Below are 18241 nucleotides of genomic sequence, written 5' to 3' on the forward strand. Positions count from 1 at the left end.
GCGTCTACTCGTCGTCGTCCAGGAACGCCGCGTTGACCAGGTCGTCGAGGTCCATGTCGGCGATATCTTGCTCAACGGTCCCCGCCAGCGCCGCCCTCTGGCCGTTGCCGTCGCTTTCGTTGGCCAACGTGAGCAAGAGGTCCAGCACTCCTGCCTGACGAAGACGTTTGACCGGAATGGATGCCACAACTCGCTGCAGTTCGGCTTCGCCCGGCGCCGCGGCCGGAGCGCTCGGCAGTGACTCACCCAGCAGTTCCGCGTGCATATATCCAGCCAGCGCACCCGAGTTGGGATAGTCGAAGATGAGTGTCGGGGAAAGCGCCAGGCCGGTAGCGGATTTGAGCCGGTTGCGCATCTCGACTGCGGTCAGCGAGTCAAAACCCAACTCCTGGAACGCCCGGTCCGGGTCGATCGCTTCAGGGCTGGTAATCCCCAGCACGGTGGCGATGTGCGAACGCACCAGATCCAGCAAGATGACACGTTGCTCGTCTTCCGGCAGCCCTTCCAGACGCTGCAACAGAGCCGATTTTGACTTCGCAGCCGCCAGCGAGTCATCCACCTGCCGCCGCGTGGGCGCGTTGATCAAATCCACGAACATCGGAGGCAACGTGCCACCCTCGAATTTGACCCGCAGCGCTGCGAAGTCGATATGGGCGGGCAGCATGAACGGTTCGTCGACAATCATCGCGGTGTCGAACAGGTCCAGCGCCTGCGCGGAGGACATCGCCTCGACACCGTCACGAGCGAACCGCGCGAAATCGACCGTCGCTAATCCGCCGGTCATGTCGCTGGCCTGCTCCCACAACCCCCACCCCAACGAGATCGCCGGCAACCCATGCGACCGCCGATGCACAGCCAACCCATCCAGGAACGAATTAGCCGCCGCATAGTTGCCCTGCCCCGACGAGCCCACCAACCCGCCCATCGACGAAAACAACACAAACGCACTCACATCCAAATCGCGGGTCAACTCGTGCAAATTCCACGCCGCATCCACCTTCGCCCGCAACACCGCATCCACCCGCTCCGGAGTCAACGATGTCACCACAGCATCATCAAGCACCCCCGCAGCATGAATCACCCCAGACAACGGCCACTGCACCGGCACATCAGCAACCACCTTCGCCAACGCCGCCCGATCAGCCGCATCACAAGCCACCACCTGCACCTGCGCACCAGCAGCCCCCAACTCGGCCACCAGATCACCAACCCCCGGCGCATCCGGACCACGTCGACTCACCAACACCAGCCGACGCACACCATGACGAACCACCACATGACGCGCCAACGCCGAACCCGCCATACCCGTACCACCGGTCACCAACACAGTGCCCGCCGCCCACGCACCCGGCATCCTCATCACGACTTTGCCGACATGACGCGCCTGACTCAAATACCGCAACGCCGCAGCCGCCCGCCGCACATCAAACGTCGTCACCGGCAACGGCCGCAACACACCCGCATCGAACAGCTCAGCGAGCTGAGTGAGGATTTGCTGAATACGGTCCGGGCCCGCTACGAAGAGGTCGAAGGCGCGATAACGAACACCCGGATATTCCTGCCCGATCACCCCAGGATCGCGGATGTCGGTCTTGCCCATCTCCAAAAACACCCCACCCGCAGCGACCAACCGCAGCGAAGCATCCACGAACTCACCGGCCAGCGAATCCAACACCACATCCACGCCACGCCCACCGGTGACCGACCGGAACTTGTCCTCAAACTCCAAACTACGCGAATCACCAATGTGATCGTCATCAAAACCCATGGCCCGCAAAGTGCCCCACTTACCGCGACTAGCGGTAGCGAACACCTCCAACCCCAAATACCGCGCCAACTGCACCGCAGCCATACCCACCCCACCAGTAGCAGCATGCACCAACACCCGCTGCCCCGGCTGCACGTCAGCAAGATCCATCAGCGCGTAATACGCGGTGGCGAAAACCACCGACGTCGTCGCGGAGGCGGTGTGCGACCATCCCGCCGGTACGCGGACCAGCAGCCGGTGATCGGTGACAGCAACCGTGCCGGTGCCGTCCGGGAACAAGCCCATCACCCGATCCCCAACCGAGAAACCACCGTGGGCCGCAGCACTGGAGGTGGCTGTTTCGACGACAACGCCAGAAGCCTCGACACCCATCACGGCATCGGGATCAGGGTAGAGACCGAGTGCGATCATGACGTCACGGAAGTTTGCCGCAATAGCCGACAACGCAACCCGAACCTGCCCGGGCTCCAACGGCGCATCGGCGTCGGGAATCGGCTCCAGCCGCAGGTTCTCGAACGTACCCGCGCTGCTCAAACCCAACCGCCACGGACCCTCGCCAGGGGGCACCAACACGCCGCCAACAGCACGGCTGCCATGTACCCGCGCGGTGTACACCTGCCCGGCACGCCACAGCACCTGCGGCTCGCCGGCCCCGACCAGCGCCGCTACCGCAGCATCGTCAAGGGCCGCATCCGCATCAACCAGCACGATCCGGCCGGGATTCTCCGTCTGCGCCGACCGCACCAGACCCCACACGGCCGCACCAGCCAAATCGGTGACATCCTCACCGGCCAACGCCACTGCGCCGCGGGTGACCACCACGAGCATCCCTGCGCCTTCGCTGGCCAACCACGACTGCAGCACCTCTAGCACCGAACGGGTGGCCGCATATACGTCGGCCACGACGTCACCGGCAGCCGGAGCGGACTCGAACAGCTGCGCCGACATTCCCGACACGGCCTCGGCCTCTAGCTCCGGTGTACCCCAGGCGCGCACTGCTACCGGCTCGACCGCGGCCGACGGCTGCGGTGACCAGATCACCTCGAACAATCGGTCCGGACCCGACCCGGCGACCGCAGCACGCAACTGCTGGTCAGTGACGGGCCGAGCGATCATCGAAGCTACCGAAAGCACCGGCAGGCCCATCGCGTCGGCCAACTCGATGGAGACCGCAGAGGGTCCGATCGGCGAGATTCGCGCTCGAACCGCTGACGCGCCGGCTGCATGCAGGGAAACGCCCTGCCAGGAGAACGGAACCAAAACCGAGTTGTCAGCAATCTCTGCGCTTTCGGCCGCCAGAATCACCGCATGCAATGCCGCGTCCAGCATCACCGGATGAACACCAAACCCGGCTGCCGACACCCCAGTGTCCGCCGGCAGTTCCACCTCGGCAAAGACGTCATCTCCTCGACGCCACATCGCGGTCAATCCCCGAAACGCCGGACCGTAGCCGTAGCCGCGGTCAGCCAACTGCTGGTAACCGTCGGCCACGTCCACTCGAACAGCTCCGACCGGCGGCCAGGCCGACATATCCACCGACGGCTCCGTGGACCCAACGCCCAGTACACCCTCGGCGTGCAGCAACCAATCGGACCCCGCGTCAGCGCGTGAATACACCGATACCGCCCGAGCGCCCGACTCATCGGCGTTGCCCACAACGACCTGCACCGCAACCGATCCCGGTGCCGGCAATACCAGCGGGGCAGCCAGAGTGAGTTCGTCGACAACCCCGCAGCCCACTTCGTCGCCGGCACGAATCGCCATCTCCACGAACCCGGCCCCCGGGAAAATCACCACGCCGCCGACGGCGTGGTCGGCCAGCCAGCCATGCACGCTTGGCGACAGCCGACCAGTCAGCACCACACCCCCGGAGGCCGGCAGCTCGACCACCGCGCCCAGCAACGCGTGCTCGCTAGCCGCTAGGCCCAAGCCGGCAGCATCGGCGGCGGCCCCATCAGCCGACAGCCAAAACCGCCTCCGCTCAAAGGCGTACGTCGGCAGTTCGACGAAATTCGCCTGTCCCAGAACGGCGCGCCAATCCACCTCGGAGCCCGCGACGAACGCCTCGGCAACGGCGTTCGTCAATGTCGTCGGCTCTGGACGGTCCTTTCGCAGCGCCGACATGGTCACAACAGGTTGCGTCGTCCCGTCATCAGGCAGCGACTCTTCGATCGAGGCAGTCAAGCCGCTGCTGGGGCCTACTTCAAGGAATCGACGTGCACCGGCCGATTGCGCGTAGCGAACACTGTCGGCGAACCGTACGGCTTCCCGAACATGCCGCTTCCAGTAGGCTGGCGACGCGAAATCCTCCTCCGCCAGCTGCCCAGTGACGTTCGAGATGATCGCGATGTTGGACTCCCCGATTGACAGCTCACTTGCCACCGTGGCGAATTCGTCGATCATCGGTTCCATCAGCGGAGAGTGAAACGCGTGAGAAACCGCTAACCGGTGAACTCTGCGCCCGTCTGTCCGGAAGCGGTCGGAGACGGCCACCACCGCGTCTTCGGCACCCGAAATCACCACCGAAGCGGGACCGTTGATCGCAGCTATACCGACCTCGGGGCTCAGCAGAGGACGCACCTCGTCTTCGGTAGCCTGCACGGCGACCATCGCCCCGCCCGACGGTAGGGCTTGCATCAGCCGGCCGCGGGCGGCAACCAGCACTGCAGCGTTCTCCAACGACAAAACGCCGGCGACATGTGCAGCAGACAACTCCCCCACTGAGTGGCCCATCACAAAATCGGGCTTTACCGACCACGATTCCAGCAACCGGTACAACGCAACCTCTACTGCAAATAGTGCTGGCTGCGCAAATTCGGTTGTGTTTAAAAGATTTTCGTCGTGGCCCCAGATCACTTCACGCAGTGGGCGCAGCAGATGACGATCCAATTCGGCCACAACAGTGTTGAACGCCTCGGCGAACACGGGATACCCGGCGTGTAGCCCCATCCCCATGCCCAGCAATTGGGAGCCTTGGCCGGGGAAAACGAAAACCGTCTTACCCGCAGGCTGCGCGATACCGCGCACCACACCAGAACCCAAATCATCACCGGCCAACTCCGCCAAACCAGCCAGCAACCGCTGCCGATCACCACCGACAACCACCGCCCGATGCTCAAACACCGAACGCCCCGCCAACGACCAACCCACATCAGCAACATCAAGCTCAGGCCGCTCACCCACATACCGCGCCAACCGAGCAGCTTGGGCCCCCAACGCCGAAACCGACTTAGCCGACACCACCCACGGCACCACCGGCACCGACGGCCCAACCACCTCACCACCACGCGCCACCACCGGCGCAGCCTCCACAATCACATGCGCATTCGTGCCACTAATCCCAAACGACGACACCCCCGCACGCCGCACCCCACCCCCCGCCGGCCACTCCCGCGGCTGAGTCAACAACGCCACCGAACCCGCCGACCAATCCACATGCGGACTGGGCTCATCCACGTGCAACGTCGCCGGCAACACCTCATGACGCATCGCCAAAACCATCTTCATCACACCCGCCACCCCCGCAGCGGCCTGCGTATGACCCATATTCGACTTAATCGACCCCAACCACAGCGGTTCTCCCGACCCACCCGAGCCACCACGATCCTGCCCATAGGTCGCCAACAACGCCTGAGCCTCAATCGGATCACCCAACGTGGTCCCAGTCCCGTGGCCCTCCACCACATCGACCTCAGCCGCCGACAACCCCGCATTAGCCAACGCCGCACGCACCACCCGCTGCTGCGACGGACCATTAGGCGCAGTCAACCCATTAGACGCACCATCTTGATTAACCGCAGAACCCCGCACCACCGCCAACACCGGATGACCCAACCGCTGCGCATCCGACAACCGCTCCACCACCAGCATCCCGCCACCCTCGGAGAAGCCAGTGCCGTCGGCTGCCCCCGCATACGCCTTGCAGCGCCCGTCTGGCGCCAACCCGCGCCATCGACTGAACTCCACGAAGATGTCGGGCGTGGCGTTGATAGTGACCCCACCGGCCAGGGCCAGATCGCACTCGCCCGAACGCAACGACTGCACCGCCATGTGCAACGCCACCAACGACGACGAACACGCCGTATCCACCGACACCGCCGGGCCCTCCAACCCCAGCACATACGACACCCGACCGGAGGCCACACTCGACAGTTGGCCAGTCAGCCGGAAGCCCTCTACCGGTTCGGCCGCGAACATCCCGTAGCCCTGCGTCATCACCCCGGAGAACACGCCGGTGGCGCTGCCCCGCAACCCGCCAGGATCAATCCCGGCCCGCTCCAACGCCTCCCAGGAGAGTTCGAGGAACATGCGCTGCTGTGGGTCCATCGCCAGGGCCTCGCTGGGCCCCACTCCGAAGAAAGCCGGATCGAAGTCGGCGACCCCATCGACGAAGCCACCGGTGCGCGTATAGCAGGTGCCCCCGGCATCAGGATCCGGATCGAACAACCCAGCCAGGTCCCAGCCACGATCGGCGGGAAACTCAGACAGCACGTCCCGACCATCGGCCACCATCTGCCACAACGCCTCCGGTGAATCCACCCCACCCGGATAGCGGCACGACATCCCCACGACCGCGATCGGATCGTCGCTCGTGTCCCGTACCGCCGGTGTGTGCTTGACTTCTTCTGGGGCTCCGGCCAATTCGATGCGAATATATTTGGCCAGGCCATTGGGCGTCGGGTAGTCGAAGATGAGTGTCGGGGAAAGCGCCAGGCCGGTAGCGGATTTGAGCCGGTTGCGCATCTCGACTGCGGTCAGCGAGTCAAAACCCAAATCTTGAAACGCTTTGTCGGGGTCGATCGCTTCAGGGCTGGTGCTGCCCAGCACGGTGGCGATGTGCGAGCGCACCAGATCCAGCAGGACAGCATGCTGTTCTGCTTCAGGCAACCCATGCAGACGTTGCGCCAGCGCCGATTTTGACTTCGCAGCCGCCAGCGAGTCGTCCACCTGCCGCCGCGTGGGCGCGTTGACCAGGTCGGTGAACATCGGTGGTACCGCTACTGCTTGAGCCCGCAGTGCGGTCAGGTCGATGCGGGCCGGCGCTAAGTAGGGTTTGTCGACAATCATTGCGGTGTCGAACAGGTCCAGCGCCTCCGCGGAGGACATCGCCAAGACTCCACCGCGGCCCAGCCGAGCCAGGTCGGCGCTGTCTAGTCCCCCGGTCATGTCGCTGGCCTGCTCCCACAACCCCCACCCCAACGAGATCGCCGGCAACCCATGCGACCGCCGATGCACAGCCAACCCATCCAGGAACGAATTAGCCGCTACATAGTTGCCCTGCCCCGACGAGCCCACCAACACGGCCATCGACGAAAACAACACAAACGCACTCACATCCAAATCGCGGGTCAACTCGTGCAAATTCCACGCCGCATCCACCTTCGCCCGCAACACCGCATCCACCCGCTCCGGAGTCAACGATGTCACCACCGCATCATCAAGCACCCCCGCAGCATGAATCACCCCAGACAACGGCCACTGCACCGGCACATCAGCAACCACCTTCGCCAACGCCGCCCGATCAGCCGCATCACAAGCCACCACCTGCACCTGCGCACCAGCAGCCCCCAACTCGGCCACCAGATCACCAACCCCCGGCGCATCCGGACCACGTCGACTCACCAACACCAGCCGACGCACACCATGACGAACCACCACATGACGCGCCAACGCCGAACCCGCCATACCCGTACCACCGGTCACCAACACAGTGCCCGCCGCCCACGCACCCGGCATCCTCATCACGACTTTGCCGACATGACGCGCCTGACTCAAATACCGCAACGCCGCAGCCGCCCGCCGCACATCAAACGTCGTCACCGGCAACGGCCGCAACACACCCGCATCGAAAAGCTCAGCGAGCTCAAGCAGGTACTGATGCATGCGGGGACGACCGGGTTCGAAGAGGTCGAAGGCGCGATAACGAACACCCGGATATTCCTGCCCGATCACCCCAGGATCGCGGATGTCGGTCTTGCCCATCTCCAAAAACACCCCACCCGCAGCGACCAACCGCAGCGAAGCATCCACGAACTCACCGGCCAGCGAATCCAACACCACATCCACGCCACGCCCACCGGTGACCGACCGGAACTTGTCCTCAAACTCCAAACTACGCGAATCACCAATGTGATCGTCATCAAAACCCATGGCCCGCAAAGTGCCCCACTTACCGCGACTAGCGGTAGCGAACACCTCCAACCCCAAATACCGCGCCAACTGCACCGCAGCCATACCCACCCCACCAGTAGCAGCATGCACCAACACCCGCTGCCCCGGCTGCACGTCAGCAAGGTGCACGAAAGCGTAGTACGCGGTGGTGAAAACCGCTGATATGGCAGCGGCTTCGGCGTATGACCAGTCGGCGGGCATGGGGAGCAACAAACGAACGTCACCGGTGACCCGCGTGCCGCTGCCGTCCGGAAAGAATCCGAACACCGAATCACCGACCTTGAATTCGGTGACCTCCGGGCCGACTTCGACGACTACACCGGCTCCTTCGCCGCCGAGCAATGCGTCGTGAGTGAACATGCCCAGTGTGATCATGACGTCGCGGAAGTTCGCCGCAATCGCCGACAACGCAACCCGAACCTGCCCGGGCTCCAACGGCGCGTCGGCATTGGGAACTGGCTCCAGCACGAGGTTTTCGAAGGTGCCCGCACTACTCAAACCCAAACGCCACGGACCCTCATCCGGGGGCACCAAAACGTCGTCGGTATCGCGAGACACCTGAACCCGTGCGGTATACACCTGCCCGGCACGCCACAGCACCTGCGGCTCGCCAACCGCCAAGACCGCCGCCGCAGTAGCATCATCCAGCACGGCATCGGAGTCGACCAACACGATCCGGCCGGGATTCTCCGTCTGCGCCGACCGCACCAAACCCCACACCGCCGCACCAGCCAAATCGGTGACATCCTCACCGGCCAACGCCACTGCGCCGCGGGTAGCGACCACCAATACTCCGGTTTCGCGCTCGGTCAACCACGACTGCACGACGGCGAGTGCCTCATGGGTGCGCTGATGGCTTTCTGCTAGCGGATCCTCCCCGGCCGTAAACGACTCAAATACCTCATACGACGGCGCCGGGGTGGACGCCGCCGATGCGGCTGGCGCCGCGGGGGTCCAGACCACCTCAAAGATCCGGTCGGGGCCCGAGCCCGAGACCGCGGCCCGCAATTGCTGTTCGCTCACCGGGCGGGCCATCAGCGAAGCTACCGAGAGCACTGGTAGCCCCAGCCCATCGGCTAGCTCGACTGACACCGACGCAGGACCCGCCGGCGCGATCCGCGCCCGTACCGCCGAGGCGCCGGCCGCATGGAGGGAAACACCTTGCCAGGAGAACGGCAGCATCAGTTCGGACGTCTCGCTAGTGATGAGTACGGCATGCAACGCCGCATCCAATAGCGCTGGATGCACACCGAACCCGCGAACACCGCCGGCTGCATCGGGCAAAGTGACTTCGGCGAACAGCTCGTCACCGCGGGCCCACACTGCGGTCAGCCCACGAAACGCCGGGCCATAGCCGTATCCGCGAGCCACCAGCCGCTCGTAACCATCGGTTGTGTCCACCGCGACCGCACCTACGGGTGGCCACGTCGACATATCCGCACTCGGCTCGACCGGCCCCGAATTCAGCGTGCCCTCGGCGTGGCATATCCAACCGGAACTGGCATCTGCCTGTGAAAAGATCGAAACGCTGCGGCGGCCCGATTCTTCAGCGGAGCCCACGATCACCTGAATCGCGACCGAGCTCAGTCCACCAGAAGTACCCGGCGGTAACGGCAATGGCGCCTGGAACGTCAACTCGTCGACCACCGAACAGCCGACTTCGTCGCCAGCGCGGATCGCCAACTCCAGAAACGCCGCGGCCGGGAACATCACCACGCCGGACACGGCGTGGTCGGCCAACCATCCCTGCGCACCGGGCGACAACCGGCCCGTCAGCACCACACCCCCGGAGGCCGGCAACTCGACCACCGCGCCAAGCAACGCATGCTCAGTAGTCGCCAGCCCCAGACCGGTCGCATCGGCGGCGATCCCGTCGCCAGAGAGCCAAAACCGCCGCCGCTGAAAAGCATACGTCGGCAGCTCGACAAAGCCAGCCCCATCCAGCGCGCCGCGCCACTGGACACCCACGCCCGCTACATACGCCGAGGCGGCCGACATGAGAAACCGCTGGAGTCCGCCGTCTTCACGGCCGAGAGTGGGAACGACGATGGCAGTTATGGTTTGCGGGTCACCGTCATCACTGGTCCCAAAGTCGCTGACGATGTCCTCGATACCGGCGATCAGCGCAGGGTGCGGACTGGATTCGATAAAAGTGCGGTACCCGCTTTCGCACGCGCTGCGCACCGCCTGATCGAAACGAACGGTCTGACGAATGTTGCGGTACCAGTAGTCAGCATCCAAACCTGCTGTGTCCAAGCGGGTTCCGGTCACTGTGGAGAAGAAAGCGGTGCGGGAGGAACGCGGCTCGATGCCGGACAATACGTCGACGAGCTCGCCGCGAATTGCCTCGACCTCAACCGAATGCGACGCGTAGTCCACCTCGATCCGCCGAGTGCGCAGATTCTGGCCAGCGCACAGCTGAATCAGTTCCTCCAGGGCGGCGACTTCGCCTGACACCACAACCGCTGAAGGGCCGTTGACTGCCGCCACACCGACCCGATTGCCAAAAGATGCCAATAATTCGCGCGCATGCTCGGCACTGCACGCGATTGACACCATGCCGCCGGGGGCCGTCAATGCCCTCAGCAATTTGCTACGCAGCGTGACCACCCGCGCGGCATCGCTTAAAGACAAAGCACCGGCGATGTATGCGGCAGCGATTTCGCCTTGGGAATGGCCAATCACAGCATCGGGACGCACAGCGACCGAATCCCACAAGCCGGCCAGCGAGACCATAACCGCGAACAACGCGGGTTGCACAACATCTACGCGATCGAGTTCCGGGGCGCCGGGAACTCCGCGCAGTACATCGGTAAGAGACCAGTCGACGAATTCCGATAGCGCCTTTGCGCACTCGTCTATGTGCTGAGCGAATACCGGTGCCGCATCAAGCAATTCGGCCCCCATGCCCAGCCATTGGGAGCCTTGGCCGGGGAAAACGAAAACCGTCTTACCCGCAGGCTGCGCGATACCGCGCACCACACCAGAACCCAAATCATCACCGGCCAACTCCGCCAAACCAGCCAGCAACCGCTGCCGATCACCACCGACAACCACCGCCCGATGCTCAAACACCGAACGCCCCGCCAACGACCAACCCACATCAGCAACATCAAGCTCAGGCCGCTCACCCACATACCGCGCCAACCGAGCAGCTTGGGCCCCCAACGCCGAAACCGACTTAGCCGACACCACCCACGGCACCACCGGCACCGACGGCCCAACCACCTCACCACCACGCGCCACCACCGGCGCAGCCTCCACAATCACATGCGCATTCGTGCCACTAATCCCAAACGACGACACCCCCGCACGCCGCACCCCACCCCCCGCCGGCCACTCCCGCGGCTGAGTCAACAACGCCACCGAACCCGCCGACCAATCCACATGCGGACTGGGCTCATCCACGTGCAACGTCGCCGGCAACACCTCATGACGCATCGCCAAAACCATCTTCATCACACCCGCCACCCCCGCAGCGGCCTGCGTATGACCCATATTCGACTTAATCGACCCCAACCACAGCGGTTCTCCCGACCCACCCGAGCCACCACGATCCTGCCCATAGGTCGCCAACAACGCCTGAGCCTCAATCGGATCACCCAACGTGGTCCCAGTCCCGTGGCCCTCCACCACATCGACCTCAGCCGCCGACAACCCCGCATTAGCCAACGCCGCACGCACCACCCGCTGCTGCGACGGACCATTAGGCGCAGTCAACCCATTAGACGCACCATCTTGATTAACCGCAGAACCCCGCACCACCGCCAACACCGGATGACCCAACCGCTGCGCATCCGACAACCGCTCCACCACCAGCATCCCGCCACCCTCGGACCAGCCGACCCCGTCGGCTGCCCCCGCATACGCCTTGCAGCGCCCGTCTGGCGCCAACCCGCGATGCCGACTGAACTCCACGAACACCGTCGGTGTGGCATTTACCGTTGCCCCGCCGGCCAGGGCCAGATCGCACTCGCCCGAACGCAACGACTGCACCGCCATATGCAACGCCACCAACGACGACGAACACGCCGTATCCACCGACACCGCCGGGCCCTCCAACCCCAGCACATACGACACCCGACCGGAGGCCACACTCGAGGTCATGCCAGTCAGCCGGTAGCCCTCGATCTCCTCGGCCAACATTCCGTAGCCCTGGACGATGAGTCCGGCAAACACTCCGGTGGCGCTACCCCGCAACCCGCCAGGATCAATCCCGGCCCGCTCCAACGCCTCCCACGACAGCTCTAATAGCATCCGATGCTGCGGGTCCATCGCCAGGGCCTCGCTGGGCGCCACTCCGAAGAAAGCCGGATCGAAGTCGGCGACCCCATCGACAAAGCCACCGGTGCGCACGTAGCACTTGTGGCGCGCGTCAGGATCCGGGTCGAACAACCCAGCCAGGTCCCAGCCACGATCGGCGGGAAACTCAGACATCACGTCCCGACCATCGGCCACCATCTGCCACAACGCCTCCGGTGAATCCACCCCACCCGGGAAGCGGCACGACATCCCCACGACCGCGATCGGCTCACTCGACCGCTCCAGCAGCGCACGATTGCTGCGCTTCAGGCGTTCAACCTGGACCAGCGCTTTGCGCAGCGCTTCAGTCGCATGCTGGAGTTGATCAACCATGACTACCCTCGCCTACCCTCACCTATGGCCGCTTTTTGAGACCGTCCTGACTGCCGGATGCGGCTCGCGCCGAGTCGCGCAAGTTGATGCCCAAAGCGAGTTCGCCGATTCTTCGACCAACGCCGTGCCGGTCTCCGACCCAAGAATGTCGCTGGTGAGTATCGCCAACTCCGGCAGGATTTCAAAACGCCTACTCCCGGGGCCTGCAGCCGGAACGGCGTCTTGCCAAGGCGTCCGAATAATCCATCGACTGGATCGACCGCCCGATGCGGCCACGGCGACACAGCTGTACGCCCGGCCACCCGTCCATGGCGCGACTGTACCCGTCAGAGCAATGTGATGCTTGGGCCGCATGTCAGCGTGGGTCAGCGATACAGAAACGGCGACGGACGCCCCGACTAGACGCCCACCCGACGCCAGCCGTCGGCGGCCCTGGCGGTCCGCAACAGGGTGTCGCACAAGTCACGCAGCTCGGCTTCCTTAGCCCCTTCGTCGAGTGCGGTCGCTACGTCCTCTGCCGCACATCGCACTTGGTACAGACGATCGGATAGGTCTGCCGCCTCTTCGGCCGACAACACCACCGCATCCGCCGGCAGCGACAGCGATGTCCCCGCGGCGCCCCGCGTCATCATGGCTCGCTGCTCATAGGCGCGCTGCCGACACGACTGCCGGCAGTACTGGCGGCGCCGGCCCGTTCCCACGTCACTCACATCCCGACCACACCAACGACACGGCTGAGGTCGGGCTCGACGGGTCACGACTATCGACTCTAGTCGGCTTGGGCCATTTCCAGTCCGCGACACGAGTATGATGAACAGCTGGCCCGGGAACTAAGACGACCGTTCCAACGTTTGCTAAGCGGAGAGAATCGCCGGTACTGAAGCCGAGCAACTCACAGGACACAAAAGGAGTAGCTTTTATGGCCGATCGCGTCCTGCGGGGCAGCCGCCTCGGAGCCGTGAGCTATGAAACCGATCGTAATCACGACCTCGCGCCGCGGCAGCTCGCCAAGTACCGCACCGACAACGGTGAGGAGTTCGAGGTTCCCTTCGCCGACGACGCCGAGATCCCCGGCACCTGGCTATGCCGCAACGGCATGGAGGGCACCTTGATCGAAGGTGACCTGCCCGAGCAGAAGAAGGTCAAGCCGCCCCGAACGCACTGGGACATGCTTCTGGAGCGCCGTTCGGTAGAAGAGCTTGAGGAGCTGCTCAAAGAACGCCTCGATCTGATCAGGTCACGCCGCCGCGGAGGCGGCAGCTAGCCGCTCGACCGGCTATGGACGGTCGTGGGCCCGCGTCGAGCGGACGCGCCCACGTCGTCCCTCGATACCCCATCGAGTGACTTTCACCAACGCCTCACGAATGTTGGATCCGCTCATCTTGGAGACGCCGATCTCACGCTCGGTGAAGGTAATAGGCACTTCGACAACGACGAACCCGGTATTCACCGTTCGCCAGGTCATCTCGATCTGGAAGCAATAGCCCTTCGAGTCGACACCGTCTAGGTCGATCGCCGCAAGCACCTCACGGCGGTACGCGCGATATCCGGCGGTGATGTCATGGACATCGATCCCGAGCGCCAACCGCGAATAGGTGTTAGCCGTCTTGGACAAAGCTAGACGGCGCAGCGGCCAGTTACGGACCGTGCCGCCGGGCACGTAGCGCGAACCGATGGCCAGGTCGGCTCCCGCGTCAACGGCACCCAACAAGCGGTACAGCTGTTCGGGCGCATGGCTGCCATCGGCGTCCATCTCCACAAGCACCGAGTATTGCCGGCTCAAACCCCACGCGAAGCCTTCCAGATATGCCGCACCCAGGCCGTTTTTGGCGGTGCGGTGCATCACATGAGTACGACCGGGGTCGCCGTGTGCTAACTCGTCGGCGAGCTGGCCAGTGCCGTCGGGGCTACTGTCGTCGACGATAAGCACGTGCGCATTCGGACAAGCGTCCTTCAGCCGCTGATGGATCAGCGGCAGATTCTCTCGCTCGTTGAACGTGGGAATGATCACCAGGACGCGCTCGCTGGGACGATTGCCCGGCACCTGGGGCGCAGACTGGCCGGTGGTCATATCGCTCCTCTTTGTCTCCCAGAATCAGGTCTTTGTCTCCCGGAATCAGGTCGAGCGTCGGCGGGAGTGTGGTCATCACCCTCGGATGGCTCCGGGGCCGCAGCACTCCGCCGAGTCGTACGCGGGAACCACCCATTGTGCCGTATGGCAACGAGAATGACTGCTCCGGCTGCGCCGACCAGAATCCACTGCAGGATCGGGCCCCAGCGAGTTGCTGGTGTAAGCCTCGTCTTAAGGCGCACTTGGACGTCCATATATGCGGACTCAAAAAAGTTCGTGCGTATCAGCTCGCGGCCATCTGGCGCTATCACCGCGCTGATACCCGTGGTGCCGGCAACCACGACATACCGATCGTGCTCGACGGCCCGAACTTTCGCGAACATCAATTGCTGCTCGCTCATCGTCTTGTTAAAAGTGGCATTGTTGGTGGGCACCGCCAGTAGCTGTGCGCCGTTGCGAACCGCCTTTCGCGGGGCCCGGTCGAAGATCACTTCCCAGCAGGTGGACACCCCGACCGGCACGCCGCCGATGCCCACCACATCGCTACCGGTGCCGGGCACGAAATGGCCGGCGCGGTCCGCGTAGCCAGACAAGTGCCGAAATAGCCACGGCATAGGCAAGTACTCACCGAATGGCTGCACGATTTCCTTGTCGTGACGGTCGCCCGGTCCGGTATCGGGATTCCAGACAATCGCGGTGTTGGTGTGTGCTGGGATTTCTTGGCCACGGCCCGGAGCGTCGAGCACAGTACCGACCAGGATCGGCGCGTCGACCGCATTGGCTGCCGCAGAGATCCGTTGCCCAGCGTCGGCATTGACAAACGGGTCGATGTCCGAGGAGTCTTCCGGCCATATGACGAACTGGGGTTGCGGGACAAGGCCCGCATGGACGTCTTCGGCCAGCCGCAGCGTCTCTTTGACGTGGTTGTCCAGAACCATTCGACGTTGTGCGTTGAATTCGAGACCGAGCCGGGGCACATTGCCCTGTACTACCGCCACGGTGACGGTGGGTTCGCCGCCGGATCCTGCGCCCGCGTGACGCACTTGCGGCCAAACGATAACGGCGGTGAACAGCACGAGACACACGCAGACACCCGGCAGCACCACCGCCGGCGGCTGCGAACCCGCACCGTTGGTGACAACGGCTCGCGTGACGTTCGTCGAACCCGAACCCTGGCCGTGCGCCCGCCTTTCGCCTGGGCCTGTTCGCCACCACTTCTCGATTTCTACCGCGATCGCAGTCAGGCTGAACCCGACCAGCGCAACGCCCGTGGACAACAATGCGACACCACCAAGCTGAACCAACGGCAGCAACGGGCCATTGGCTTGGCCGAACGCGACCGATCCCCACGGAAATCCACCAAACGGGACAATCGACTTCAGCCACTCTTGCGCCGCCCACAGCACCGCGAACCAGATCGGCCAGCCCGGCAAACGGCGCACGACGACGGCACAGAGTCCGAAAAGACCGGGGAACATCGCCGACGTGGCCGCTAACGCCAGCCACGGCATTGGGCCCACGAGGTTGCCAATCCACGGCAACAATGGCACATAGAACGCAAGACCAGCCAGGAAGCCGTAGCCAACCCCCCCCAACGGCGTCGTTGCGCGGTGGGTCAACACCCAGGCTAGGAGCGCGAGGGCAACGATGGCCGCCCACCAACATTTCAGCGGCGGAAAGCTCGCGTACAGGAGCCAGCCTGCCAATACAGCCACTATCAGCCGCGGCAGACGCGGCTGCACAGCGGCACGGACCACAGGTATCCGCGCTATCAACCCGGCGCCGATCTCGGCCAATCGCGGCCGCGCCGCGGCCAGCAGACGCGCCGCCAAGCCCGGGGCCTCCGCGCCGTGCGCTAACTCACGCGGCGAGTCGATGAAGTCTTCATCTTCGAAGAAGTCCTCATCTTCGACCAAGTCCTCATCCAAGGCCGGGTCGTCGTACGGTACGTAGTCGTCATCGGCAGGCTGCGCCGCGGCGCGCCTGCCTGCCCGGCGGGCCTCCGGCCATTCTCTAGCCATAGATCACTGCACCTCGATGCACGGTCTTGCGACAACTCGGCAAGGGGTCGGTCGCTCCCAGCCGCGGCAAGGCAGGCCCGCGGGAGCGCGGGTCGGTGGACCAGCGACGGACGCCTTCCCGCGGTCTGTGCGTGTCCAAGACGCCAGCGTCCCACACGGCATACGAGGCGGGCGCGCCAGGCACTAACGTGCCCGCCTTGCCATCGCGGACACCGCCCGCCCGCCAGCCACCTCGCGTTGCGGCCGCGAACGCCGCCCGCGCAGACACCGCACTGCTGGCAGTGCGGTGATTGACCGCCGCGCGCACGCTGTGCCACGGATCGATGCCTGTTACAGGGGCATCGGAACCGAGCGCGAGGGGCACGCCTTGGGATGCTAACAGTGCCAGCGGATTGAGTTCGTTGCCTCGTTCAGCACCAAGGCGGCGGGCGTACATGCCGTCGCTGCCTCCCCATAGCGCGTCAAAATTCGGTTGCACGCTGGCGATGATGCCCCACGCACCTAGCTTTGCAGCCTGAGCCCCGGTCACCATTTCGAGGTGCTCGAGTCGGTGTCCGCAGCGGGCGACAGCGACTACACCCAGGTCATCGACCACACGTTCGAAGGCATCGACCACCACCGAGACAGCCGCGTCGCCAATGACGTGAAAGCCAGCGGTCACCTCGGCTTCGGTGCATGCCCGAATATGCGCGGCGACGGCGTCGGAGTCGAGCCAGCAGGTTCCGACGCACCCGGGGGCATCGGCATACGGCTCGTGCAGCCAGGCGGTGCGGGATCCGAGCGCGCCATCGACGAAGAGATCTCCGGCCAGCCCGCGGGCGCCGGTCTCGTCGATTAGCGCACGGGCCTGTTCAGCCGTTGTAACGGCCTGTCCCCAATAGCCAATCACCTCGACACCGTGACCGAATTGGCGCAATTGCAGCCAGTCATCGATGCCGCCGATGTGCGGGCCAGCGCATTCATGCACCGCAACAATGCCGACCGCTGCGGCGGCCTGTAATGCCGCCTTCCGGGCGTCCGTCAGCTGCGCATCGGTCAGCAGTTCGCGGGCAACGGCCCTGACTTTGTGATGCGCGTCGCCAGCCAGAGGCTGTTGGGCGCTGAATCCCTCTGCCGCCGGCAATTCGGCGACCAGCCGCCGCAGCCCGAAAGAGGCCAACGCCGAATGCACGTCGACACGTGCCAGGTAGGCCGGCCGGTCACCGAGTGCTGCGTCCAGGGCAGCGGTGCTGGGGGCGGAGTTCTCGGGCCACGCCGACTCATCCCAGCCGTGCCCCCAGATCGGCTGGCCTGGATGGGCGGCAGCATAGTCGGCGATCATCTGCAGGCACTGTGCCTGCGAAGCCGCGGCTCGCAAATCCAGCCCACTGAACGTCAACCCGGTCGCACTCAGGTGAATGTGGCTGTCCACGAATCCCGGCGCCACCAACCGGCCCTCTAAATCCTCCACGTCGGCGTCCGGGTACTGGCTGCGGCCCACGTCGTCGCTGCCCAGCCAGGCGATGACGTCGCCGCAGACCGCCATAGCGGTGGCGTCGGGGTGCGTTGGGCTGTACACGCGGCCATTCACCAGCA

At 64.5% G+C, this 18241-nt stretch carries 4 protein-coding genes and 1 pseudogene; 1 reads left to right on the forward strand and 4 read right to left on the reverse strand.

Features of this window, described 5'->3' with window-relative positions; genetic code table 11:
- Nucleotides 1-4 precede the first annotated feature (4 nt).
- The gene (locus ACO07W_RS21920; protein WP_421845661.1) at nt 5-12574 is read right to left on the reverse strand and encodes a type I polyketide synthase; all 12570 of its coding nucleotides are present in this window, start codon (nt 12572-12574) and stop codon (nt 5-7) included.
- A gap of 398 nt (nt 12575-12972) precedes the next feature.
- On the reverse strand, nt 12973-13332 hold the full coding sequence (locus ACO07W_RS21925; RefSeq protein WP_421845662.1) for a hypothetical protein: 360 nt from the start codon (nt 13330-13332) through the stop codon (nt 12973-12975).
- A 161-nt stretch (nt 13333-13493) separates the two neighbouring features.
- Here ACO07W_RS21925 and rbpA point away from each other — a divergent pair, with 161 nt between their 5' ends.
- On the forward strand, nt 13494-13838 hold the full coding sequence (gene rbpA / locus ACO07W_RS21930) for an RNA polymerase-binding protein RbpA (RefSeq protein ID WP_421845663.1): 345 nt from the start codon (nt 13494-13496) through the stop codon (nt 13836-13838).
- A gap of 12 nt (nt 13839-13850) precedes the next feature.
- Here rbpA and lnt read toward each other — a convergent pair.
- Together lnt and ACO07W_RS21940 are read right to left on the reverse strand one after the other, a co-directional pair.
- Nucleotides 13851-16666, reverse strand: a pseudogene (lnt, locus tag ACO07W_RS21935) (apolipoprotein N-acyltransferase).
- Nucleotides 16659-18191 carry an amidohydrolase gene (locus ACO07W_RS21940; RefSeq protein ID WP_421846166.1) on the reverse strand — a complete coding sequence of 511 codons (1533 nt, stop codon included), beginning with the start codon at nt 18189-18191 and terminating at the stop codon, nt 16659-16661. The pseudogene lnt and the gene ACO07W_RS21940 overlap by 8 nt, the downstream one beginning before the upstream one ends.
- Between the last annotated feature and the right edge of the window lie 50 nt (nt 18192-18241).

The organism is Mycobacterium sp. (assembly GCF_965230835.1).
In the GTDB taxonomy this organism is placed as follows: Bacteria; Actinomycetota; Actinomycetes; order Mycobacteriales; family Mycobacteriaceae; genus Mycobacterium.

What these genes read in the sequence shown, in the direction of transcription:
- ACO07W_RS21920 (WP_421845661.1), bottom strand. Translation starts at nt 12,574, where the DNA reads ATGGTTGATCAACTCCAGCATGCGACTGAAGCGCTGCGCAAAGCGCTG.
- rbpA (WP_421845663.1), top strand. Translation starts at nt 13,494, where the DNA reads ATGGCCGATCGCGTCCTGCGGGGCAGCCGCCTCGGAGCCGTGAGCTAT.
- ACO07W_RS21940 (WP_421846166.1), bottom strand. Translation starts at nt 18,191, where the DNA reads ATGGCGGTCTGCGGCGACGTCATCGCCTGGCTGGGCAGCGACGACGTG.